This window comes from Actinokineospora sp. UV203 (assembly GCF_056323665.1).
Genome location: NZ_CM150484.1, coordinates 5,090,382 through 5,112,068, shown reverse-complemented (window position 1 = coordinate 5,112,068; position 21,687 = coordinate 5,090,382). Strand labels below are relative to the sequence as shown.

18 protein-coding genes are annotated in these 21,687 nt (G+C 70.8%); 4 read left to right on the top strand and 14 right to left on the bottom strand.

Going from position 1 to position 21,687, the window contains the following annotated elements; genetic code table 11:
- Positions 1 to 7: 7 nt before the first annotated feature.
- Positions 8 to 685: an MtrAB system response regulator MtrA gene (gene mtrA, locus ACUZ2Y_RS24600; RefSeq protein WP_054056022.1), complete on the bottom strand. Its 678-nt coding sequence runs from the start codon at positions 683 to 685 to the stop codon at positions 8 to 10.
- A gap of 37 nt (positions 686 to 722) precedes the next feature.
- Entirely contained in the window at positions 723 to 1,364 is a 642-nt protein-coding gene (locus ACUZ2Y_RS24595) for a dTMP kinase (protein WP_476322934.1), read from the bottom strand.
- Positions 1,365 to 1,461: 97 nt separating this feature from the next.
- On the opposite strand from ACUZ2Y_RS24595, the gene ACUZ2Y_RS24590 reads away from it, so the two are divergent.
- On the top strand, positions 1,462 to 2,070 hold the full coding sequence (locus ACUZ2Y_RS24590; protein WP_476322931.1) for a hypothetical protein: 609 nt from the start codon (positions 1,462 to 1,464) through the stop codon (positions 2,068 to 2,070).
- Positions 2,071 to 2,395: 325 nt separating this feature from the next.
- Here ACUZ2Y_RS24590 and ahcY read toward each other — a convergent pair whose 3' ends face one another.
- Positions 2,396 to 3,886, bottom strand: coding sequence for an adenosylhomocysteinase (gene ahcY / locus ACUZ2Y_RS24585; RefSeq protein WP_476322929.1), 1,491 nt, complete (start codon positions 3,884 to 3,886; stop codon positions 2,396 to 2,398).
- Positions 3,887 to 4,047: 161 nt separating this feature from the next.
- On the opposite strand from ahcY, the gene ACUZ2Y_RS24580 reads away from it, so the two are divergent.
- The gene (locus ACUZ2Y_RS24580; RefSeq protein WP_476322926.1) at positions 4,048 to 6,339 is read left to right on the top strand and encodes a hypothetical protein; all 2,292 of its coding nucleotides are present in this window, start codon (positions 4,048 to 4,050) and stop codon (positions 6,337 to 6,339) included.
- 347 nt (positions 6,340 to 6,686) lie between these two features.
- Here the strand turns inward: ACUZ2Y_RS24580 and ACUZ2Y_RS24575 are convergent, their stop codons facing one another.
- Positions 6,687 to 7,658, bottom strand: a complete 972-nt coding sequence (locus ACUZ2Y_RS24575; protein ID WP_476322923.1) for a zinc-binding dehydrogenase — start codon at positions 7,656 to 7,658, stop codon at positions 6,687 to 6,689.
- 84 nt (positions 7,659 to 7,742) lie between these two features.
- On the opposite strand from ACUZ2Y_RS24575, the gene ACUZ2Y_RS24570 reads away from it, so the two are divergent.
- Positions 7,743 to 8,387, top strand: a complete 645-nt coding sequence (locus ACUZ2Y_RS24570; RefSeq protein WP_476322920.1) for a TetR/AcrR family transcriptional regulator — start codon at positions 7,743 to 7,745, stop codon at positions 8,385 to 8,387.
- Here ACUZ2Y_RS24570 and ACUZ2Y_RS24565 read toward each other — a convergent pair.
- From ACUZ2Y_RS24565 to ACUZ2Y_RS24530, 8 genes are all read right to left on the bottom strand, one after another.
- A complete protein-coding gene (locus ACUZ2Y_RS24565) occupies positions 8,384 to 9,676 on the bottom strand; it encodes a glutamate mutase L (RefSeq protein ID WP_476322917.1) in 1,293 nt (430 codons plus the stop codon). The two genes, ACUZ2Y_RS24570 and ACUZ2Y_RS24565, sit on opposite strands and share 4 nt — an antisense overlap.
- 11 nt (positions 9,677 to 9,687) lie before the next feature.
- Positions 9,688 to 11,211: an amino acid permease gene (locus tag ACUZ2Y_RS24560; protein WP_476322914.1), complete on the bottom strand. Its 1,524-nt coding sequence runs from the start codon at positions 11,209 to 11,211 to the stop codon at positions 9,688 to 9,690.
- 267 nt (positions 11,212 to 11,478) lie between these two features.
- Positions 11,479 to 12,393 (bottom strand): cation diffusion facilitator family transporter, encoded by a 915-nt coding sequence (locus ACUZ2Y_RS24555; RefSeq protein ID WP_476322911.1) that lies wholly within the window; start codon positions 12,391 to 12,393, stop codon positions 11,479 to 11,481.
- A 39-nt stretch (positions 12,394 to 12,432) separates the two neighbouring features.
- Positions 12,433 to 13,665 carry a mannose-6-phosphate isomerase, class I gene (manA, locus tag ACUZ2Y_RS24550; protein WP_476322908.1) on the bottom strand — a complete coding sequence of 411 codons (1,233 nt, stop codon included), beginning with the start codon at positions 13,663 to 13,665 and terminating at the stop codon, positions 12,433 to 12,435.
- A gap of 44 nt (positions 13,666 to 13,709) precedes the next feature.
- Positions 13,710 to 14,801, bottom strand: coding sequence for a hypothetical protein (locus ACUZ2Y_RS24545; RefSeq protein ID WP_476322905.1), 1,092 nt, complete (start codon positions 14,799 to 14,801; stop codon positions 13,710 to 13,712).
- Positions 14,798 to 15,007: a Trm112 family protein gene (locus ACUZ2Y_RS24540; protein WP_091381580.1), complete on the bottom strand. Its 210-nt coding sequence runs from the start codon at positions 15,005 to 15,007 to the stop codon at positions 14,798 to 14,800. Before ACUZ2Y_RS24540 ends, ACUZ2Y_RS24545 begins: the two co-directional genes overlap by 4 nt.
- A gap of 67 nt (positions 15,008 to 15,074) precedes the next feature.
- Complete coding sequence (locus ACUZ2Y_RS24535; RefSeq protein ID WP_476322901.1) at positions 15,075 to 16,421, bottom strand: phosphomannomutase/phosphoglucomutase; 1,347 nt, start codon at positions 16,419 to 16,421, stop codon at positions 15,075 to 15,077.
- A 240-nt stretch (positions 16,422 to 16,661) separates the two neighbouring features.
- The gene (locus ACUZ2Y_RS24530; RefSeq protein WP_187220878.1) at positions 16,662 to 17,018 is read right to left on the bottom strand and encodes a DUF3499 domain-containing protein; all 357 of its coding nucleotides are present in this window, start codon (positions 17,016 to 17,018) and stop codon (positions 16,662 to 16,664) included.
- Positions 17,019 to 17,147: 129 nt separating this feature from the next.
- Here ACUZ2Y_RS24530 and ACUZ2Y_RS24525 point away from each other — a divergent pair, with 129 nt between their 5' ends.
- Entirely contained in the window at positions 17,148 to 17,609 is a 462-nt protein-coding gene (locus ACUZ2Y_RS24525; RefSeq protein ID WP_476322897.1) for a metallopeptidase family protein, read from the top strand.
- 133 nt (positions 17,610 to 17,742) lie between these two features.
- Here the strand turns inward: ACUZ2Y_RS24525 and ACUZ2Y_RS24520 are convergent, their stop codons facing one another.
- Both ACUZ2Y_RS24520 and ACUZ2Y_RS24515 read right to left on the bottom strand, forming a co-directional pair.
- Entirely contained in the window at positions 17,743 to 21,075 is a 3,333-nt protein-coding gene (locus tag ACUZ2Y_RS24520) for a glycosyltransferase family 2 protein (protein WP_476322894.1), read from the bottom strand.
- Between the two features lie 235 nt (positions 21,076 to 21,310).
- The gene (locus ACUZ2Y_RS24515) at positions 21,311 to 21,622 is read right to left on the bottom strand and encodes a WhiB family transcriptional regulator (RefSeq protein ID WP_091381571.1); all 312 of its coding nucleotides are present in this window, start codon (positions 21,620 to 21,622) and stop codon (positions 21,311 to 21,313) included.
- Between the last annotated feature and the right edge of the window lie 65 nt (positions 21,623 to 21,687).

Here is a 21,687-nt window from a genome sequence, read left to right as displayed (position 1 = left end):
AGCTCTCTCACGGAGGGCCCGCCTTGTAGCCCACACCTCGGACCGTCAGCACGACCTCGGGGTGCTCCGGGTCGCGCTCGACCTTGGAGCGCAGGCGCTGGACGTGCACGTTGACCAGGCGCGTGTCGGCGGCGTGGCGGTAGCCCCACACCTGCTCGAGCAGCACCTCGCGGGTGAAAACCTGCCGCGGCTTGCGGGCCAGGGCGACGAGCAGGTCGAACTCCAGCGGGGTGAGCTGGATGGCCTTGCCGTCGCGCAGGACCTCGTGGCCGGGCACGTCGATGGTCAGGTCGCCGATGCCGAGGGTCTCGGCGGGCTCGGACTCGGTGCGGCGCAGCCGGGCGCGCACCCGGGCGACGAGCTCCTTGGGCTTGAACGGCTTGACGACGTAGTCGTCGGCGCCGGACTCCAGCCCGAGGACGATGTCGACGGTGTCGCTCTTGGCGGTCAGCATGACGATCGGCACGCCGGACTCGCCGCGGATCGCCTTGCACACGTCGATCCCGTTCATGCCCGGGAGCATCAGGTCGAGCAGCACCAGGTCGGGTTTGAGCTCACGCAGGGCGGGCAGCGCCCGGGAACCGTCGGCCACCACGGCGGTGTCGAAGCCCTCGCCGCGCAACACGATGGTGAGCATCTCGGCCAGAGCCGGGTCGTCGTCCACTACCAGCACACGTGCCTTCATGTGCACATCGTCGCATTGCGCGCGGTCAGCGCGCGGATCAGGGCTCAAGCAGTGTCGCGGCGAGGTCCGCGAAGTCGGTGTCGGCGGTCCCGTCGAGGACGTGCCACGGGGAGAGCCAGCCGTTCGCGGCCAGTCCGTCGTAGACCGCCGCGCAGCGCGCTTGGAGGCCCCCGTCGGCCTCCCATTTGTCCCGCGCGCGGTCCTCGGTCTTCTCACGGTGCTCGGCGCGGGCGACCGCGAGCTCGGCCGGGACCCGCAGCAGCAGTTGCGCGTGCGGGACGGGCAGGGCGAACCGGTCGACCTCCAGCGCGCGGACCCACTCGACGAACTCACCGTCGGCGTCCTCGCGCAGGCGGGCGGCGCCGTAGGCGGCGTTGGAGGCGATGTAGCGGTCGAGGAGGAGGACGTCGGAGGTGTCGAGGGCGAACCGCAGGTCGGCGGCGGCGCCCTGACGGTCGAGCGCGTAGAGGACGGCGGTGCCGTAGACGGACTCGCCGAGCTTGCCGAGCCTGCCGTGGAGGCCGTCGTGGACGAGGTCCGCGGTCACGGACTTGCCGTAGCGGGGGAACGCCTTGGTGATGACCTTGGCCCCGCGCTCGGTGAGAGCGGCGGTCAGCTTCTCGGCCAACGTGCGCTTGCCCGCGCCGTCCAGCCCCTCGATGACGATCAGTCGACCCACGCGGGAAACCCTACGTGGGCCGGTGGGCGCGGACCCGAGGGGTGTCCGTCCGGACACCTCGCTCGGGCCCACTTCTCCAGCTCAACAGCCTTCGCTCATGGAACTTTACGTGATCACATGGTTACTCGATCGTGTCAGGTCAGGCGTTGCCATCATGAGGCGCACCATGACCGTTCACGCCTTCGTCGACGAGTCCCGCCGTGGATCGCGGTACTTCGTCGCAGTCGCCACCGCGGAGCCTCAACATCTACGCACTCTCCGCCAAGACCTGAGAAGCCTGCTCCTCCGAGGTCAGCGGGAGATCCACTTCAAGTTGGAGAAGGACCGCCGCCGACGCGCGCTCGCCGATGCCATCGCACGACTTCCCGTCGAAGTCGCCATATACAGCCGCGCATGTGATCGACATGACGAACCGGCTCGGCAGACCTGCCTTGAGGCCGCGACTCTCGATCTCTTCCGGCAACGGGCCACCCGCATGGTGATCGAGAGCAGGTCCCACCGCGACAAGCTCGACGAAGCCACCCTGAGGCGGCTGATGGCCCGCCACGTGAGCACGGGCCTCAGGCTTGAGTACGAGCATCTATCGTCCGGTGAGGCGATGCTGTGGATCGCGGACGTGGCCGCGTGGTGCTTCGGCGCAGGTGGAGAATGGCGCAAACGCATCGCGTCGATCATCACCCAGGAAATTGACCTGGACTACCCCTGAACAGCGCGAAGCCCGAAGGGTGACCGTCCGGACACGCTTCGGGCTCACTTCTTCGGCTCTCTAAGCCTCCGCAAGAACGACTTTAGCACGCTGAACCTGGACGCCGGTGGACGAGACGTTCCCCGTACCCCATTCGTGGAATGTCCCCTCCACCGGCGTCATCCGCCCGCGGGCGGCAGGTGCTCTGGCCCACCCCTCGCTCAGGCCAGAACTTTGCATGATCGCTACGGCGGCTCGCCGCGTTACACCTCGGTCGAAACTTTCTGCCGAATAGACGCCGGCCCCGGCACGCGGGTTGCGTGTCGGGGCCGGAAAGCGCCGGGACTCAGTAGCGGTAGTGCTCCGACTTGAACGGGCCTTCGACGTCGACGTCGATGTACTCGGCCTGGTCCTTGGTCAGCTTGGTGAGCGAGCCGCCGAGTGCGTCCAGGTGGATGCGGGCGACCTTCTCGTCCAGCTTCTTCGGGAGGCGGTAGACCTCGTTGTCGTATTCCTCGCGCTTGGTGTAGAGCTCGATCTGCGCGATGACCTGGTTCGAGAAGCTGTTCGACATGACGAACGAGGGGTGGCCGGTGGCGTTGCCCAGGTTCATCAGGCGGCCCTCGGACAGCACGATGATCGAGCGGCCGGTCGGGAACACCCACTCGTCGACCTGCGGCTTGATGTTGATCCGCTGGACACCCGGGTAGCGGGCCAGGCCCGCCATATCGAGTTCGTTGTCGAAGTGGCCGACGTTGCCCAGGATCGCCTGGTGCTTCATCCGCGCCATGTGGTCGACGAGGACGACGTCCTTGTTGCCGGTCGTGGTGATCACGATGTCGGCCTTCTCGATGACCTCGTCGAGGGTGCGCACCTCGTACCCGTCCATCGCCGCCTGCAGCGCGCAGATCGGGTCGATCTCGGTGACGATCACCCGAGCGCCCTGGGCGCGCAGCGACTCCGCGGAGCCCTTGCCGACGTCGCCGTAGCCGCAGACGACCGCGACCTTGCCGCCGATCAGCACGTCCGTGCCGCGGTTGATGCCGTCGACCAGCGAGTGGCGGATGCCGTAGCGGTTGTCGAACTTCGACTTCGTCACCGAGTCGTTGACGTTGATCGCCGGGAACAGGAGGGTTCCCTGGGCGGCCATCTGCGTGAGCCGCAGGACGCCGGTGGTGGTCTCCTCGGTGACACCCATGATCTGGGAGCCGATCTTCGTCCACTTGCCCGCGTCGGCGGCGAGCGAGGCCCGCAGCAGTTCGAGGAAGACATTCCATTCCTCGGGGTTCGCCTCGTCCGTGCCGGGCACGACACCGGACTTCTCGAACTCCACGCCCTTGTGCACGAGCATGGTGGCGTCGCCACCGTCGTCCAGGATCATGTTCGGGCCCGGGCCGTCGGGCCAGGTCATCATCTTCTCGGTCGCCCACCAGTACTCCGGCAGCGTCTCGCCCTTCCAGGCGTAGACCGGAACACCCTTGGGCTCCTCCTCGGTCCCGTGCGGGCCCACCACAACCGCCGCCGCGGCGTGGTCCTGGGTGGAGAAGATGTTGCACGAACACCAGCGCACCTCGGCGCCGAGGTCCACCAGCGTCTCGATCAGTACAGCGGTCTGCACGGTCATGTGCAGCGAGCCGGAGATGCGGGCGCCGCGGAGCGGGTACACCTCCGAGTACTCGCGGCGCAGCGCCATCAGGCCCGGCATCTCATGCTCGGCCAGGCGAATCTCCTTGCGGCCGAATTCGGCCAACGAAAGATCGGCTACCGCGAAATCAATGCCGTTTCGGGTCTGCGCGTAGCTCGCCCCGGTAGTGGTCCGCGTGTCTTCTGCGGTCATCGAGTGAATCCTCCAGACTCTGGTTCCTGTCGAACACTACCGTTGAGGGCAGTGGTGGGGATCGCCCAAAGGGCTGTTCGGCGTCTATAGGCAACCCTGGGAGAGAAGTGCTGCTGACTGGCACGGAAACGCGCGTTGTCGAATTGCGCGTGCACGGGAACATGGGCACGAGCGCTGAGTCGCTGGTGTCCGCCGTCGCCGCGGTCGATGTGGCCGGGGACGGGGTGGGCCGCATCGTGCGCCCGGCAGACCGGCTGCTGCGCCCCGCGCCTGGGCCGGTGCTGCGGGCCGAGGGCAGATCCGTGCCGCGCATAGTCGAAGGATACGTCTGGGGTGCGATGACCTCCGGCGGCTGGGCGAAGGCGACGTGGGCGCTGCTCTTCCCGTTCTCGCTGGCCAACGTCGCGCACTGGATGCTGCCGCCGATCCCGAGCGGGAGCCGGGCGGGCAGGCTGCTGGGCGTGCTGAACCGGTCGCTGCTGCGGTTGGCGGCCGTGCTGCTGACGATGCTGCTGGTCGGCCAGGCCGCGGTGGTGAGCCTCGACCTGCTGGCCGCGCAGTGCCTCGCACCGGGCGCGGCGTGTCTGCCGTCGGTGCCCGATTTCCTGCGGGAGACGTACCCGGTCCGGCAGGTCGCGGGGCTGCTGCCGGTGCTGCTGGCGGTCCTGGTGCTGCACCGCATCTCGGGTGTGGCCTGGGAGACCACCGACGCGCCGAACCCGCCCGCGGCGCGGCCGAACACCAAGGTGGTGCTGCCCGGGCGCAACCTGGTCGCCGACCCGGACACGCCCGCCCTGCGGACGCTGCACCTGGTGTCGGCGCTGGCCACGGTGGCGCTGCTGGCCCTGGGCGGGCCGTTCGCGATGCCCGCGCAGCAGTCCGACCGGGTGCTCTGGTTCGGCGTTCTCGGTGTGCTCGGCTTCTGCCTGCTGGCCGTGCTGGCCCTCGACGATCCGCGTGGCGCCGTGCCGGAGCGCGCGGGCAGGCTGCTGCGGACCGTGCTGGGCCCGGTGAGCCGGGCGGTGCTGCTGTCGGTCGGCATCATGCTGGTCCTCGGCGCGGGGACGCTCATCGAACTGCCCGCGACCGGCCTGCCGGGTGCGGGGGCGACCGTCGAGGCGGTGGCGGGGGCGCTCATCGGCGCCGTCGTGTTGCTCGGGGTGCTGTTGGTGCCCGCCGCGCTGATCGCCCGGCGCACGTGGTCGGGGCTGCCGCGCGACCTGCGGCCGTGGGCGGGTGGGTGGATGTCGGCGCCGGTGCTGGCCGTCGCGGGGTTGCTGGGCGGTGGCTTCGGCGCGGGGCTGGCGATCTCGGTGCGCAAGCTCGTCGGGACTGAGGGGATCCAGCTGCCGCCCGGGTACGAGCAGGTGACGCTGCTGTGGGGCGCGGGCGCGGCGATCGGTCTCGTCGTGGCGCTGCCGGTGGTGGCCTGGGTGGTCATCAAGTACCTGCGCAGGCGCGGGCAGCACGAGGTCGACCTGCTGCACCAAGGCAGGCCGCGAGACCGGGTCCGCGCCGACCGCGCGTGGCACACCGCCACGTGGCAGCGCCGCAACCTGCACCGGCTGTTGCTCACCGGAGCGACCGTCCTGACGCTCGGCGCGGGCATCGCCGTCACGACCCGGGTTCTCGGCGTCAAGCCGCCGGTGTGGTTGGAACCGTTCTCCGCGGTCGGGATCGTCGCGCTCGGCCTGCTCGCGGTGTCGCTGCTGCGCGCGGTCTACACCGCGGCGAAGGACCCGGCGCTGGGCAGGCGACTGGGCATCGTCGCCGACCTGGCCTGCTTCTGGCCGCGCGAGGCGCACCCGACGGTGCCGCCGTGCTACGCGCTCAAGGTCGCCCCGGAGCTGGCGGCGCGGGTGACCGACCACCTCCGGGACCCGAACACCCGGGTCGTGCTGACCGGCCACAGCCAGGGCGGGCTGCTGGTGGCGGTCACCGCCGCGCGGCTGCTGGAGTCGCTCAACGAGCCGGAGCGGCAGCGGGTCGGGATCGTGACCGTCGGCTCGCAGCTGCAGTGGGCGTACCCGCGCGCGTTCCCCGCCGTGGTCCCCCACGGTTCGCTGGGCACGCTCGCGGGCGAACTCGGCACCCGCTGGCGGGCCCTGTGCCGCGGCACCGATCCGGTGGGCGGCGCGGTGACGACGTGGGGCAGGCAGGTGTGCGGCGACCGGCTGCTCGGCACGGGTTTCCGCCCGGACGGCACGGTCGGACCGCTGCCCGCGGCCACGCGAAGCCCGACGGGCGCCCTGGTTCTCGGCGGCGACCACTGGCTGCCGGACCCGATGCGTGGCCCGTTCCCGGCGCGGCGGTGGGCGGCCGGGGTGCTCAAACACGGCAACTACACGGCGGACCCGGAGTGGGATCGCGCGGTCGCGATGGCGGCGGGGCTCGACCCGGAGGAACCGGAATCCTCCGGGCTGCCTTGGCCGAGCGCGGGCACACGGCACTAGGGCAGAACGTGGCCGATTCCTGAGGGGACCCGGGGGATCGCCTGGTTCGGCCTGGTGGGCGGCTCGGTGTGTTCCTCCTCAGCGGACGTGTGTGGTGGCGCGGTCGATGGAATAGCAACTGGTGCGGACGCGCAGCGCCCGGTGGCGACGGTGCCCGTCACGCGGCGGTGGCGACGATCGCGGGGGCAGGCAAGCGGCGGCGCAGCGCGGTGCTGCGGCGCGGTGCTGCGGCGCGGTGCTGCGGCGCGGTGCGCGGTGCGCGGTCACGGTGCGTGCCATGCGGAGGCGTCGGTGGGCAATGGGCGTGGGCGTGGGGCGGAGGCGCCGCGTGGGGCGGTGGTGACCGGTTAGGGAATCAGGACCGCCTTGCCGTTTACGGATTTGGCGACCACGTCCCGCATGGCGGTTTGGGCTTCGTGTAAGGGGTATTTGGTTATCTCGGCCGTGATGGTGTTCGACGCGGCTAGGGCTAAGACCTTGGTCAGGTCTTCGCGGAATTGGGCGTTCGGGGTGACGTTGAACAGGCGGGCGCGTTTGCCTTGGCCCAGGCCGAGTAGGCGGCGAGCCTCCCAATTCGCCACTCGGGCCGCCATGGCGAGGTACGGGAGGAAAGCGGGGCCGGACTGGTCCACTGTGGACGCCGCGCCGTAGCTGACCACGGTGCCGCCGCGGGCGAGTAGGCGGTACGACTCGCCCAGGTATCGGCCGCCCAAGTGGTCGAAGACGACGTCGACGCCGGTCGGAGCGTGGGTTCGGACCTGGCGGGGGACGTCGGTTCGATAGTCGATGGCGATCGCCCCTGAGGCCTCGACCTTGGCGAGGTTCGCCGCGGACGCGGTGCCGATGACCTTCGCACCGGCGAGGTGGGCGAACTGGGTGAGCAGTGAGCCGACGCTGCCGGACGCGCCGCCTACCAGGACTGTTTGGCCTGGTTGGACCTTCGCCACCCGGTGGGTGAGTTGCCAGGCGGTCACGCCGTTGGTGACCAGGGCGACCGCCATCGCCGGGTCCAAGCCGTCCGGCACGGGGACGAGAGTGGCGGGGTCCGCTTCGACGGCGGTCGTCCACGCGCCGATTCGGGGCATTGCCGCGACAAGTCCGGGGGGGCCGTCTGCCACGTGCCCGACGAAGTCGTAGCCGCTGACGAACGGGAACTTCGGTTGGGAGTAGAAGCGCCCGCGCATCATCTCGACGTCGGCGGAGCCGACCCCCGCCGCGACCACCCGGACCAACGCCTTGCGCGGATCTCGATCGAGGCGGGTCTGGCGTAGTTCCAAAGGTCCACCGCGCTTGGTGGTGACCACCTGGTCGACGATCATGATTGATATCCTCTCACTTTTGTTAGAAGCTCTAACTACAGATCTAGCCTGTTACGCTTCTGTTGTCAAGGAGAAGGTGGGGTCATGTCGAGGCGGGAGCAATACCGCGAGGGCACGCGCCGCGACGCCAAGCGCATCGCGATGGCGCAGCTCGCGCTCTTCGGCGCGGCGGGTGTGTCCGTCAATGCGATCGCCAAGGAAATGGGACTGACCGGCCCGGCGCTCTACCGCTACTTCGCGGGGCGCGACGCGCTGCTTGGCGAGCTGATCGCCGACGGATACGCCGACTTGGCTCAGACCCTCGAACAGACCGCCGAACTCGCCGCCCGCCGAGCCCCCAAGGCCCGCCTGCGCGAGATGGCCGATGCCTTCCGGACCTGGGCGCTCGACGAACCGCAGCGCTACCTGCTGCTCTTCGGCAGCCCGGTCCCTGGCTTCGAGGCGCCCGCCCACACGGTCGACCTGGCTCAACGCACCCTCACGGTGTTCGCGGAGGTCCTGGCCGAGATCCCCGAGACCTCGAGCCACCCGGCTTTGGAGCGCCAGTTCGGGATCTGGATCGGCAACCGCGGCACGAACCTGCCGCCCGCGGCCCTGAAACGCGCGGTGATCGGCTGGACCCGGATGCACGGCGTCCTCAGCCTCGAAGTGGAGGGCCACTTCGCGATGATGGGCATCGACCCGGCACTGCTCTTCAAGGCCGAGGTCGACGCGCTCACCGGAAACTAGACGAGAGACGACTCCAGCAGACGGTCAGCCGCCCCGCCGCGACCCACATCCGCGAGTAGGCCGGCAGGCGCGAGGACGTAATCCTGGTCGACCACCACCCGTGCGGTCCGCAGGACCGGGCGCAGGATCGGGTCGGCCCGCAGCATCTCCTCCACGCGCGCGAGACCTTCCGCGGACGCGTGACGGAAGACGCCGCCGGACAGGACAAGCAGGCCCGCGCCACGCGGACCGAGTTGTCCGTCGACCAACCGGAGGTGGCGGCGCACGGCCAGGATCGCCGCGAGCGACGCCAGCCGGATGTCCACTTCGGACTCTTCGGGAATGGACGGGATGAAGTCGACATCGGTCGCCCGGTGTTTCGCGGACGCCGCGAGCTCTTCCGATCCGGTGATCAGTCGCTCGGCGAGCGCCTCGGCGACGACACCGGGCGCCGACCACCGCATGCCGATGTCGCCCTCGACCGTGCGCCGATCCGCGGGCAGCGCCACCGTCGTGACCCGCTCACCCCCCACAGTGGACACAGCGGAGTACACGTCGGTCGTCGCGCCGCCCACGTCGACGACGAGGACCGCGCCCTGTTCCTCCTCGCGCGCCAGCACTCCCGCGAGCCGCGAGACCCCGGTGAGCACCGCGTCCGGTGTGACCGTCCGGACCAGCGAACGGAACCGCGGACCACGGGAGAGCCCTTTGCCGCCGATCACGTGACTCAGGAACGCCGCCCGGATCGCCTTCCGCGCGGGCCCGGGCGCCAGCTCGCCCACGTCGGGCAGGACGTTGTCGGTCGCCACGACACTGCGGCCCGCCAACAGTGCCAGCGCCTCATCGCGCGCGGAGGCGTTGCCCGCGAGGACGATCGGGACGGTGATCCGGTTGACCGCCAGCTTGCGCGCGTTGTGCAGCAGCACCCGCTGGTCGCCGCCGTCGGTCCCGCCGACCAGCAGCACGATGTCCGGGCGGTCCGCCCGCAGCGCCCGGATTCCGGCGCCGTCGAGGTCGCCGCTGGACACGTGGACGACCTTCGCGCCCGCCGAGAGGGCCACTCGGTAGCCGGCTTCGGCGCTCACCAGCCGCTCTTGGCCGACGACCGCGAGCCGCAGGCCGCCGCCCGCCGACGAACACGCCAGCACCTCTGCCTCGGCCGCGCCGAGGGCCGACGTCACCGCGCCGACGCCGTCGAGAACCTCGGGGGGCGTCGTCTCGTGTTGGGCGGTCCCCAGCAGGTCGCCGTCCGGCGACACCAGGGCGCCTTTGGTCCACGTCGAGCCGACGTCCAGGCAGAGCAGGGGCATGAGCGCGAATCCTACTTGTCGACGAGCTCACGCTTCCCGAGCACGGAATTGCGCCTGCTGTAGACGAAGTAGACGACCACGCCGAGCGCCATCCAGACGCCGAACCGCAGCCAGGTCAGCACCGTCAGGTTGAGCATCAGCCACAGGCACGCGCCGATCGCGAGCAGCGGGACGAGCGGCACCCACGGCACCCGGAATCCGCGCGGCAGGTCGGGCCGGGTGCGGCGCAGGACGATCACCCCGGCGGAGACCAGGATGAACGCGAACAGCGTGCCGACGTTCACCATCTCCTCGAGCTTGTCCGCCTCGAAGAACGTCGCCGCGATCGCCACCAGGACCGCGACCGCGATGGTCGCCCGCGCGGGCGTGCCACGGCTGCCGGTGTGCGCGAGGCCGCGCGGCATCAGGCCGTCGCGCGACATCGCGTAGATCACCCGGATCTGGCCGAGCATCAGCACCATGACCACCGTCGTCAGACCGGCGAGCGCGCCGATCGAGATCACTTGCGCCGCCCAGTCGACGTCGTTGAGGGCGAACGCCGTGGCGAGGGTCTTCTTGTCGGAGGTGCCGTCGGGCTTCACCGTGGTCGCCAGCTGCTGGTAGGACACCATTCCGACGAGCACCAGCGACACCGCCACGTAGAGCACGGTGACGATCGCGAGCGACCCGAGGATGCCGCGCGGCACCGAGCGCTGCGGGTTGACCGTCTCCTCGGCGGTGGTGGCCACGATGTCGAACCCGATGAACGCGAAGAACACCAGCGACGCCGCCGCCAGCAGCCCGAAACCACCGAACGCGCTGCCCTCGTGGCCCGCGATCAGCGAGAACAGCGACTGCTCCACACCCCCGCCGGACCCGTCGGTCGGCGGCCGCGCGTCCGGGATGAACGGCGTGTAGTTGGCCGCCTTGACGAAGAACAGTCCAAGCACGATCACGAACAGCACGATCACGACCTTGATCCCGGTGATCACCATGCTGACCCGCGAGGACAGCTTGGTGCCGATGCCGAGCAGCATGGCCAGGGTCACCACGAGCAGCAGCGCACCCCAGTCGACGGCGAAACCGGCGATCTTGACCACGGTCGCGGTGGTCGCCGAGGGATCGAAGCCGACGACGTAACCGAGGACGGTGTTGAGGTACACCGACCACCCCTTGGCGACCGCCGCCGAGCCGACCGCGAGTTCCAACACCAGGTCCCACCCGATGATCCACGCCATGAACTCGCCGAACGTGGCGTAGGAGAACGTGTACGCACTGCCCGCGACCGGCACCGTCGAGGCGAACTCGGCGTAGCAGAGGGCCGCGAGCGCACAGGCGATAGCGGCGAAGACGAACGCCAGCGAGGTCGACGGGCCCGCGAGGTCACCGGCCGTGCGGGCGGTGAGGGTGAAGATCCCGGCACCGATGACGACGGCCACACCGAAGACCGTGAGGTCCCAGGTGGAGAGGGTGCGGCGGAGTTTGGTGTCCGGATCATCGGTGTCCGCCATCGACTGCTCCACCGACTTCGTGCGCCACAAACCGTTCCCAGGCATGCCCACGAGGCTAAGCCGGCGCGAATGCGGGCGCAGGATGATGATCCGGTTTGTGATTCCCGACCCATATATGGGAACGCTCCGGGTGTGTTCCGAATGCGTGGGGCGCCGGTCGGGGGCCGACTCAGCACGCCTGCCCAACCACCCGACCGGCACCCCCACCAAAGCCGGCGGCGACCACGTCCCCGAACCGCGAACTCACTGTCGGGAACGGGGAACTCACTGTCGGGAACGGGGAACTCGGTGTCGGGAACGGGGAACTCGCGGTCAGACGGGGGCGCGGTAGAGGTCGGGCTCCAGGTAGATCAGGCGGGCGGAGGGCACGGCGGCGCGGACGCGGGCCTCGGCGTGGTCGATGGCCTGGGCGATCTCTTCGAGCGTCATGTCCGAGGCGAAACCGATCTTGGCGGCGATGAGCAGCTCGTCCGGCCCGACGTACTGGGTGCGGATGTGGATGATCCGTTCGATCTTGCCGCTCACCAGGCTGGCCTCGATCGTCTCCGACTCGGCCGCCGTGGCGCCCTCGCCGATCAGCAGCGACTTCATCTCGATGATCAGGATGATCGCGATGATCCCGAGAAGCACGCCGATGCAGATCGTGCCGATGGCGTCCCAGACCGGGTCTCCGGTCAGGACCGTCATGCCGACGCCGAAGAGGGCGAGGACCAGGCCGAACAGGGCGCCCGCGTCCTCAAGCAGCACCACCGGCAGCTCCGGGGTGCGCGACTGCCGGATGAAGCCCCACCAGGACACGTCGCCCTTGACCTTCTTGGACTCGACGATGGCCGTGTAGAACGAGTAGCACTCCAGGCCGATCGCGACCACCAGGATGATGACCGCGACGATCGCGGATTTGAGCGGCTCCGGGGCGCTGAGCTTGTGGATGCCCTCGTACAGCGCGAACGCCGAACCGAGGGTGAACAGCATCAGCGCGACGATGAACGAGTAGAAGTACCGGTCGCGGCCGTAGCCGAACGGGTGCGTCTTCGTGGCGGCGCGCAGCGAAGTCTTCTGGCCGAGCAGGAGCAGGCCCTGGTTGGACGTGTCGGCCACGGAGTGCACGGACTCCGCGAGCATCGACGACGACCCCGTCACCAGGAAGCCGACGAACTTCGCCACGGCGATCCCGGCGTTGGCGAACAGCGCGGCCAGAATCGCCTTGGTGCTACCCCCTGCGGACACGGGATCTCCTCAAACTAAGTCCGGTATGTCGGGATGAGACTAAAGCGTGTCGTGCGCCGGTGACTCGCCACCCACGGTCGCGATGAACATCTGCGCGCGTCCCGACCCATCGGGACGCACCTTCAGTTCCGGGTCGGCGGCGGGCACCCAGATCGAGTGACCCCGGGCCAGGGCGATCTCACCGCTGTCGCCCCGCACCGTGACAGCGCCCTCAGTGCAGACGACGATCTGCGGACGCCCGCTCGGCATCGCCACCTCCGCGCGGTCGTCGGCCTGCCATTCGATCCTGGACAGCTCGAACTCGGCCGCGTCCGTGCGGTACGTGCGCAGCTCGCCGTCGTGGTCGCCGGTCGTGACCGGCATGTCGCCGCAGCGGAAGTCGAGGACCCGCAGCAACTCCGGGACGTCGACGTGCTTGGGGGTGAGCCCGCCGCGCAGGATGTTGTCGGAGTTGGCCAGGATCTCCACGCCGGTGCCGTGCAGGTAGGCGTGCAGGTTGCCCGCCGGCAGGTAGATCGCCTCACCGGGCCCGAGGACCAGCCGGTTGAGCAGCAGCGCCGCCAGCACACCCGCGTCGCCGGGGTAGCGCTCGCCGAGTTCGAGCACGGTCTGGCATTCCAGGGTGAACTCGCCGTGCTCCTTCATGTGCCGCACGCACGCGTCGAACAAGTCCGGCAGCAGGTTCTCCAGCGAGGTCTGCGGCAGCGTGATCCACGTGGTGAACAGCGCGCGCAGGCCGTCGGAGTCGGGCTGGTCGCTCAGCAGGTCGATGTAGGGCGACATGCTGGGGGTGCGCACGGCGTCGAGGAGGGCGACCGTGCGGTGCGGGTCGCGGAAGCCCGCGAGCGCGTGGAACTCGGTCAGCGCGCACACCAGTTCCGGCTTCGCCGTCGGGTCCGGGTAGTTGCGTTCCCCCGCGTCGCGCGCGATTCCGAGAGTCTGTTCGCGCGCGTACCCGTCGGCGGCCTGTGCGGCCGACGGGTGGGCCTGCAGGCTCAGCGGCTCCTCGACGGCGAGGATCTTGAGTAGGAACGGCAGCCGGTTGCCCCACCGGGCGGCGTTGTCCGCGCCGAGATGGCGCTCCGGGTCGGCTTCGATGCAGTCGATCAGCGAGACGTCCGTGCGCGCCAGGCGCGACGGGTCGCCCGGGTGGGCGCCCATCCACAGTTCCGCCTCCGGATGCGGTGCGGGCACCGGGTTTCCGAGCAGCTCGGCAATGATCGTGCGCGACCCCCAGGCGTACGGGCGCACAGCATTGCGCAAAAGCTCCACTACGACTCCATCCTCAGTCCACCAGGAAACTCGCCTGAGCCGAATCAGGCGTTAGTGGGCGCGTACGGCCCCGATCCCCCCGCGGTACCCGCCGCCAAACCGAGATAGAGCGCGGCGAGTTCGAATCTGAGCGCGAGGACGGCGGCGTGCGTCGGCTCGTCACCGGTCACCTCTTCGGCGATGGAAAGCAGGTCGGCTCCGGGCAGCGTCGCCGCGGCGTGTGCGCGCGCCGGGTCGCCGGGGACCGAGCGGACCGCGAGGAGCAGCACGCGCAACGCGGTGGCGGGGGCGTCGAAGTCGTCCGGGTCGGCGAACACGTCACGGCCAGAGGTGGCAGCGACCGCCGCACGGTGCAGCGCGGTGCGGCTCATCGCCTGCGGGTAGCCCGCGACGTCGCACACCGCCTCGGTGTGGGTGGCCAGGACCTGCGCGGCGTGCCTGCCCACGGCGGACGCGACCGGGTCGAGTCCCCACAGCAGCGGCGTGTGGTCGGCCAGCCGCAGCGCGAGCGACTTCGCCGGGTTGACGAACGACTCGTGCTGCATGTGGTCGCGCTCGGCCTCTTTGTCGAGTTCGTCGGCGAGGGCGTCGATGTCGACCTTGAGCAGGCCCAGCGAACGCATCGCGAGCAGACCCGACGTGAGCGCCTTGGCGAACCCGAACCCCGGCGGCACGGTGATGCGCGGGGTGATCAGCACGGCTTGGCCCGCCGCGGCGGCGGCGACCGGCCCCTCCTCGGGGGCGGTGAGCACGATGCTCGCGCCGAAGCGGCCCGCGCGGGCCATCGACTCGGCGAGCACGGTCTCGCCCGCGTCGTCGGTGTGCGCGATCACGACGTCGAGCGGGCCGATCCAGTTCGGCACCTGGTCGGTGACGACGAGCGGGACCGGGCACGACGGCAGCAGCAGCGCGGCGATCAGGTGGGACACGGCAGGCCCCAGACCGGGCCGGGTGACCAGCACGATCGCGCGGGGCTTGAACCCCTCCAGCTGCTCGATCCTGGCCTCGGCCGCGGCGGCGGCGGTGGCGCGCACCTGGGCGCCCGCGAGCGCGGCGGCGCGAAGCAGCCCGTGGGTGTCGACCTCGGCCAGCCGGACCGCGTCGTCCAGCAGGCTGTCGTCGGGCAGCGCGGTCACTGGTCCGCCGGCTGCTCGCCCGGCTCGATGGCCTCGTCGAGCAGCAAGACGGGGACACCGTCGTCCACCCGGAACTGGCGACCGCACTCGGTGCAGGTCAAGGCGTCGGCATCGGGGTCGGCGGGCGTGCCGACGACCAGTTTGGCGTGGTCATCCGATGGGCACGCGAGGATGTCGAGCAGCTGTGGATCCAGGTCGACTGCCATGGTGGTCCTCCTGTGGTCTGAGTGTCCCAGGGCGGGGCGGCCCCCGCTCGGTCAAGATCAGCGCCGGTCAGGCCCGCACGATGGCCAGCACCTCGTCGCGCAGCGCGGCCACCGCGTCGTCGTCGGCGGCTTCGATATTCAAGCGCAGCAGCGGCTCGGTGTTGGACGCGCGCAGGTTGAACCACGCGCCGTCGGGCAACTGCACGGTCAGGCCGTCCAACTCGTCGAGCTCGACACCGTCGCGACCGCCGAACTCGGCCTTGATCGCGGCGAGCCGGTCGGCCTGGTCGGCCACGGTCGAGTTGACCTCACCGGAGGCGGCGTAGCGGTTGTACTCGCTGGTGAGCGCCGAGAGCGGGCCGTCCTGCTCGCCGAGCGCGGCCAGCACGTGCAGCGCGGCCAGCATGCCCGTGTCGGCCTTCCAGAAGTCGCGGAAGTAGTAGTGCGCGGAGTGCTCGCCGCCGAAGATCGCCCCAGTGCGCGCCATCTCCTCCTTGATGAAGGAGTGGCCGACGCGGGTGCGAACCGGCTTGCCGCCGTGCTCGGCGACGATCTCGGGGACGGCCTTCGAGGTGATCAGGTTGTGGATCACCGTGGCGCCAGGGTCCTTGGCCAGCTCGCGCACCGCGACCAGCGCGGTGACCGCGCTCGGGGACACCGGCTGTCCGAGCTCGTCGACGACGAAGCAGCGGTCGGCGTCGCCGTCGAAGGCCAATCCCGCGTCCGCGCCGACCTCGATGACCTTGGCCTGCAGGTCGACGATGTTCTTCGGGTCGAGCGGGTTCGCCTCGTGGTTGGGGAAGTTGCCGTCGAGTTCGAAATACATCGGGATGATCTCGATCGGCAGGCCCTCAAAGACCGTCGGGACGGTGTAGCCGCCCATGCCGTTGCCCGCGTCCACCACGATCTTGAGGGGGCGGCTGCCGGACAGGTCGACGAGCTTGCGCAGGTAGGCGGCGTAGTCGACGAGCAAGTCACGGGTCTCGACGGAGCCGGTCTTGCCGGACCCCGGAGTCCCCGCCTCGACATCGCGGCGGATGTCGTTCAGGCCAGTGTCCTGGCCGACCGGGGCGGCGCCCGCACGGCAGAGCTTGATCCCGTTGTACTTCGCCGGGTTGTGGCTCGCGGTGAACATCGCGCCGGGCAGGTTCAGGCTGCCGGAGGCGTAGTAGAGCATGTCGGTGCTGGCCAGACCGATGTTGATCACATCGACGCCCTCGCCCGCCGCGCCCTCGGCGAACGCCTCGGCCAAACCGGGGGACGAGTCGCGCATGTCGTGACCGACGACGATGGTCGGACCGCCGACAAGCCGGGCGAACCCGGCGCCGGTCGCCCGGACGAGGTCGGCGTCGATCTGCTCGCCGACGACGCCGCGGATGTCGTAGGCCTTGAAGACGCCGGACAGGTCACGCACTGATGCTCCCAGGGGTCGGATCGGCGGCGCTGCGCTGCCACCTGCGAAGCCTACTAGTCCGCCTCCCCGGAATTTTGAGTGTTGGTCCCGAGAGGCGACACGCGGCGGTTTGGGCGGTCACCGTGGTCAAGTGGCGTCACGGTCCCCTTAGGCGCCGGTAGGAAGGTGGGGACTGGTCCGGCTCCCCGGAAATTGGGTGCGGTCCTAAGACGCCCGTCGGATGGTGCGACTGGTCCTTGACTAGTCGTTGACTGGATCCGGGAGGACGCGGAGGTGGCCGCGGCGGAAGCCCATGCCTGGGTCGGGGGGCTCGATGGGCCGGTCCACGCGACCAGCCTCGCGGACGGCCTCCGCCAACGCCGTCAGGTCGTCCACCGTCGGCTCCGGCAGGGCGAACTCGCCGTCATGCCGGACCACCTCCCACCCGCGCGGCACGGTCAGCCGCAGGGCGTGTTCCTCGCACAGGTCGTAGCTGTGCGGTTCCGAGTAGGTGGCCAGTGGCCCGACGACAGCGGTGGACTCCGCATAGGCGTAGGTCAGCGTGGCGACGGCCGGGTTGAGACACCCGGTTCGCGAACACCGTCTCACGCTCCGCACGATCGGTGACCATAGCGCCTCCGGGGGTTCGCACGACGCAGACGCGCCCACGACACGCCCTCCTACCCGCCCTCGTTGCCGCGGGCACGCCCAATCGGCGCAGTGGGGCGACCGCGTAACCTGCTCCTCGTGGTGACAGCTCGCAGTTCCCGGCGGCGCGGACGACGCAACCGCGATCGACATGGCCGCGGTCTGCGCGGTCCGCTGTTCCCGTCGACCCTGCCCGCGGCCAGCACACGCGCGGAGAAGTTCGACGCACTCGTCCTCGACGCGCTGGAGCCGATCGAGGCCCGGTGGCGCACGGAACTGACCAAGCTCGACGTGGCCGTCGACGACGTGCCCGAGGTGCCGGACGGCACCGAGCCCGACGGCGTGCTCGCCGACAGCGGCGTACCGCTCGCGCGACTGGTGGCCGCGGGTGTCGACCGGCGCGGGCAGCCGACCCGCGCCCGCATCGTCCTGTACCGCAGGCCCTTGGAGGCCCGGGCGAAGGACGGCGCCGACCTGGCCGACCTGATCCACGACGTCCTGGTCGAGCAGGTGGCGAACTACCTCAACCTCGACCCCGGCGTCATCGACGGCGAAGCCTGACCCACCCGCGAGTCGCCCCGCCAGGCAAGCGAGTCGCCCGTTCCGGCAACTGAATTCGACATTCGCGAGTCGCGAATGTCGAACTCGTTCGCCTGGCGGGGCGACTCACTTGCCTGACGGGGCGACTCGCGGGTCAGTCTTCTTCTCGGCGGCCGGGGATGGCGGTCAGGAGGATGAAGAGGACGACGGCGCCTTGGGTTAGGAGCAGGACGCTGCGTAGGGCCGTTGGCTGCTCTATCCGGATCTCCGCTTCGCGGGTCGGGATCACGATGGCGACCAGGTGGCCCCAGGCCCGCACGACCGCGGCCTGCTTGCCGTCTACGGTCGCCTGCCAGCCCGGTTCCTCTTCGGCGGCCACCACCAAAAGCCTGCCCTGCGGACCGTCCGACACCCGCACCGCGACGTTGGGTGGCGCGGCGTCGACCGGGACCACGCCGCCCGCGTCGAGCCGGGTCGGGGGTTCGCCGCCGGTGACGGCCGCGCGGGCCAGCTCCGGTGAGAGCAGCGCGGCCGATCCAGCGGCGGGCTGCAGCCGCAGGACCGGACGCCCGTCGGAGGTCTCCGGTGCGTCGGCGACGAGTTCGCCCGCCAGCCTGCGCAGTTGCTCCCCCGCGACCCGGTCCGACGGGACGACGAACAGCACCCCGCCCGCGGCCGCGCGGACCACGGCGGACCGCACGGTCGGCGAGTCGGCGGCGCGCAGGTCCGCGTCGAGGCCGGCCAGCCGCAGCGGGGCGGCCGGGGTCGGGGCGTAGTCGTCGTCGGCGAAGCGCGGCGCGCGGGCGGCGATCTGCCGAACCGGACCGTCGGTGGCGCTGACCAGGATCGACCGGCGGGTCTCGGCGAGTTCGCGAACCAGAGTGCTCGGCAGCGCCATGCCACCGCCGTCGCGCAGGGGACCCTCCCGGCCGGGGATCATCGCGTTGGCGACGAGGGCGGCGAGGATCAGCACGCCCACCACCGCCGCGGGCCGGGCGAGCGGGCTGCGCGCGGCGGTCGGGTCGGTTCGGCACAGCCCGAGCATCGCCCACAGCAGGCCCCAGCCGACGATCAGCATCGGCGCGCCGGTCCAGCCGTGCGCGGGTTCGGTCGCGCCCAGCGGCGTGGCGGGCACGAACCGGACGAGCGCCACGGCCAGCACACCGAGCAGCGCGAAGCCGAGTCCGGGCAGCGCGCCGCGGTGCGGCCGGATCAGCAGACCCGCCAGGACGGCGAGGACGATCGCGCCGCCGACATAGGGCCACGCCCCGGGTCCACCCGCGTGCAGCGTGAGGAGATCGATCACCGACGCCGTCTGGTTCTCGATCAGCGTGCCGACGCCGTGCAGCACGACGGCGGGGTGCTGGATCACCACCGCGGGCCACGGGAGCAGCAGCGCCAGCGGCATCAGCACCAGCAGGAACAGCGCGGCGCCGCGGCGGGTCCCGTTGCCCGGCACCAGCACGAAACCGCCGAGCGCTACCACCACGATCACCACGTGCACCAGCGGCGTGAAGGCGCCGATCACCGCGATGCCCAGCGCCGTGCCCGCCGCGGTCGACAGCCAGGCCCGGCCGCCCGCGCTGGTGCGCCTGCGGACCAGCAGCGAGGCGATCCCGGAGACGACGAGCGGCAGCAGGACGTGCGCGATGACGACGTCGAGCCTGCCCTGCGCGACGGCGGCCGTGGCGGGCGGAAGCAGCGCGTAGCCGAGCGCCAGGAGCGCGCGCACCCAGCGGCGCACCGGCGCCCGGCGGGTCGCGACGTAGGCGGCGAGCCCGGCGAGCGGGAGGTCGGCGAGGAAGAGGAACGCGACGGCGGCGGGCGGCCCGCCCAGTGGCGCGAAGAGCGCCCCGAGGGTGCCGACGACGGCGAGGGCGGCGGGAGCGGGAGCGGCGGTGCCACCCGCGACGCCGTGCCAGGTCGCCACGTAGTCCGACCACGTCTGGCCGAGGTCGCCGACCGGCAGCAGCCTGCCGCCCGCGAGGTCGGTGCCCCAGCGCGCCGAGTTGACCACGACGGCGAGCGCGATCAGGCCGAGCACGAGCAGCAGCGGCGGAGAGAACGCGATCTGGCGCAGCACCGCGCCGCGGTTGACGTGGACGAGCATCAGGTCGCCCGCGGGCTGCGGGCCGCTGCCATCGCGCGGGACCGGGGACGGCCGCGGTCGGGGGCTCGGCCGGAGGCCACCGGGGACGTCGTCGGGGACGGCCACCGGCACCGCGATGGCGTCCGAGGGCCTGCGCAGACCGGCCCGCTTGGGCCTGCCCAGCGCGCCCGCCGGGAGCGCGTCCGGGCCGAGCGGGGTCCGGGGCGCCTGGTCGGCGTGCGGCGGGGTCCACGCGACACCGGGGTCGGGCAGCCTGCCGAGCGCGGCGTCGGCGGCGACCCGCCTGCGGACCATCGTGGACAGCACGCCGCGCACGGCGTTGCGGAATCTGGTCAGCCTGCTGGTGAACAGGCCGCGGACGCTGCCGCGGCCCGCGGTGGCCGATCGCGCCGCGCGGGCCGCACGCAGCCGGGCACCACCGCCGAGGAGATAGCCGGCGGCCCGGAGTTCGACCTGGCTCTCGGCGAGCCTGCGCTGCATCGCGAAGCCGAGCGCGCGCAACAGGCACAGCATGGCCAGCCGCGGCACACCGATCAAGAACGACAGGGTCGAGCAGTTCACCAGGAAGGTGCGCAGCCCGTGGGCGCGGTCGATCCCGCGCGGCGAGGGCCCCACGGCCGAGCGCGCGTCGACACCACGCAGGTCGCGGGCCACGGCGCGGACGTGTCGGATCCGGGCGGCGGGGACACAGAGGACGACCTGGCCCGCCCGGTTGACCCGCCAGCCGAAGTCGATGTCCTCACGCATCATGGGGATGGCGCGGTCGAAACCGCCGAGCCGCTCCCAGACTTCGCGGCGGATCAGCATTCCGGCCGAGGACACGGCGAGCACCTCGGTGCTCTGCTCGAACCGCCGACCGTCGTCGGCCGTCCGGCCCAGCGCGTTCCAGTCCACTTCGGACGGACCGATGCCGGTCTGCCGGTGGCCGGACGCATCCGTCGACAGGCCTGCCTCGATCACCAGTCGCGGGTCTTGCCACTCCACGGCGAGCGGGCCGAGCACCCCCGCGGAAGGCGACATCTCGGCGGCCAGCAGCAGCGTGGCGAGGCACTCCGGGTCGGGCGCGGAATCGTCGTGCAGCAACCAGATCCAGCCGCCAGGGTCGCCCCAGCGCGGCACGGCGTGGTCGACCGCGGCGTGCACGGCGTCGCTGAAGCCGGTGTCGCGGTCAAGGGTGATGACGCCGTCGAGGATGCGGTCGTCGCCGGTGGCCGCCGCGGCGAGCACGGTCGCCGTCTCGTCGGTGGAGCCGGTGTCGACGGCGATGATGTGCCGCGGCCTCGGCGTGGAATGGCGCAGCGCGGAAAGCGCCAGCCGCAGCCATTGCGCGCCGTCGTGACACACGAGAACGGCCAACACGGGTGCGGTGCGCAACACGGGGGCACCACGACTCAACACCTGCCGCGACCGAGGAGGCACGACTGTGGACACCTCCCGGGGCATCGCGTGTGGACGAGCCGGTGGTCATGATGTTCGGCCACCGGTCACACACCGTACGATGCCGCCGCGCGAAACCCGCGCAACCCAGCACAAATCGTTGCGCGTCCGGCGGAGACTCACCGCCGGTCAGGCGTGCGGGTGTAGATACCCGGGCGCCGAAACGCCCGGGTATCTACATCGCCTTTTTCAGACGCCTTCGCTCCCGTTCGGACAGACCGCCCCAGATGCCGAAGCGCTCATCATGTGCGAGGGCGTACTCGAGGCACTCAGAACGAACCTCACAGCCCAGGCAAATGCGCTTCGCCTCACGAGTCGATCCGCCCTTTTCAGGGAAGAACGCCTCTGGGTCGGTTTGCGCGCACAAGGCGCGCTCCTGCCACTCTTGTTCATCGGCCTCGTCGAAGAATCCGGCGAACACGTCCAGTTCCTCGGTCGGACGCTCGCCCCACTCCACGACGCGACCCCCGTCACTCAATCCCTGCATATCGCCCGCCTCCTCGCCTTCCGCACTCCCCGGCTGGCGGATGCCGTTACGCCGTCCCCCGGCGA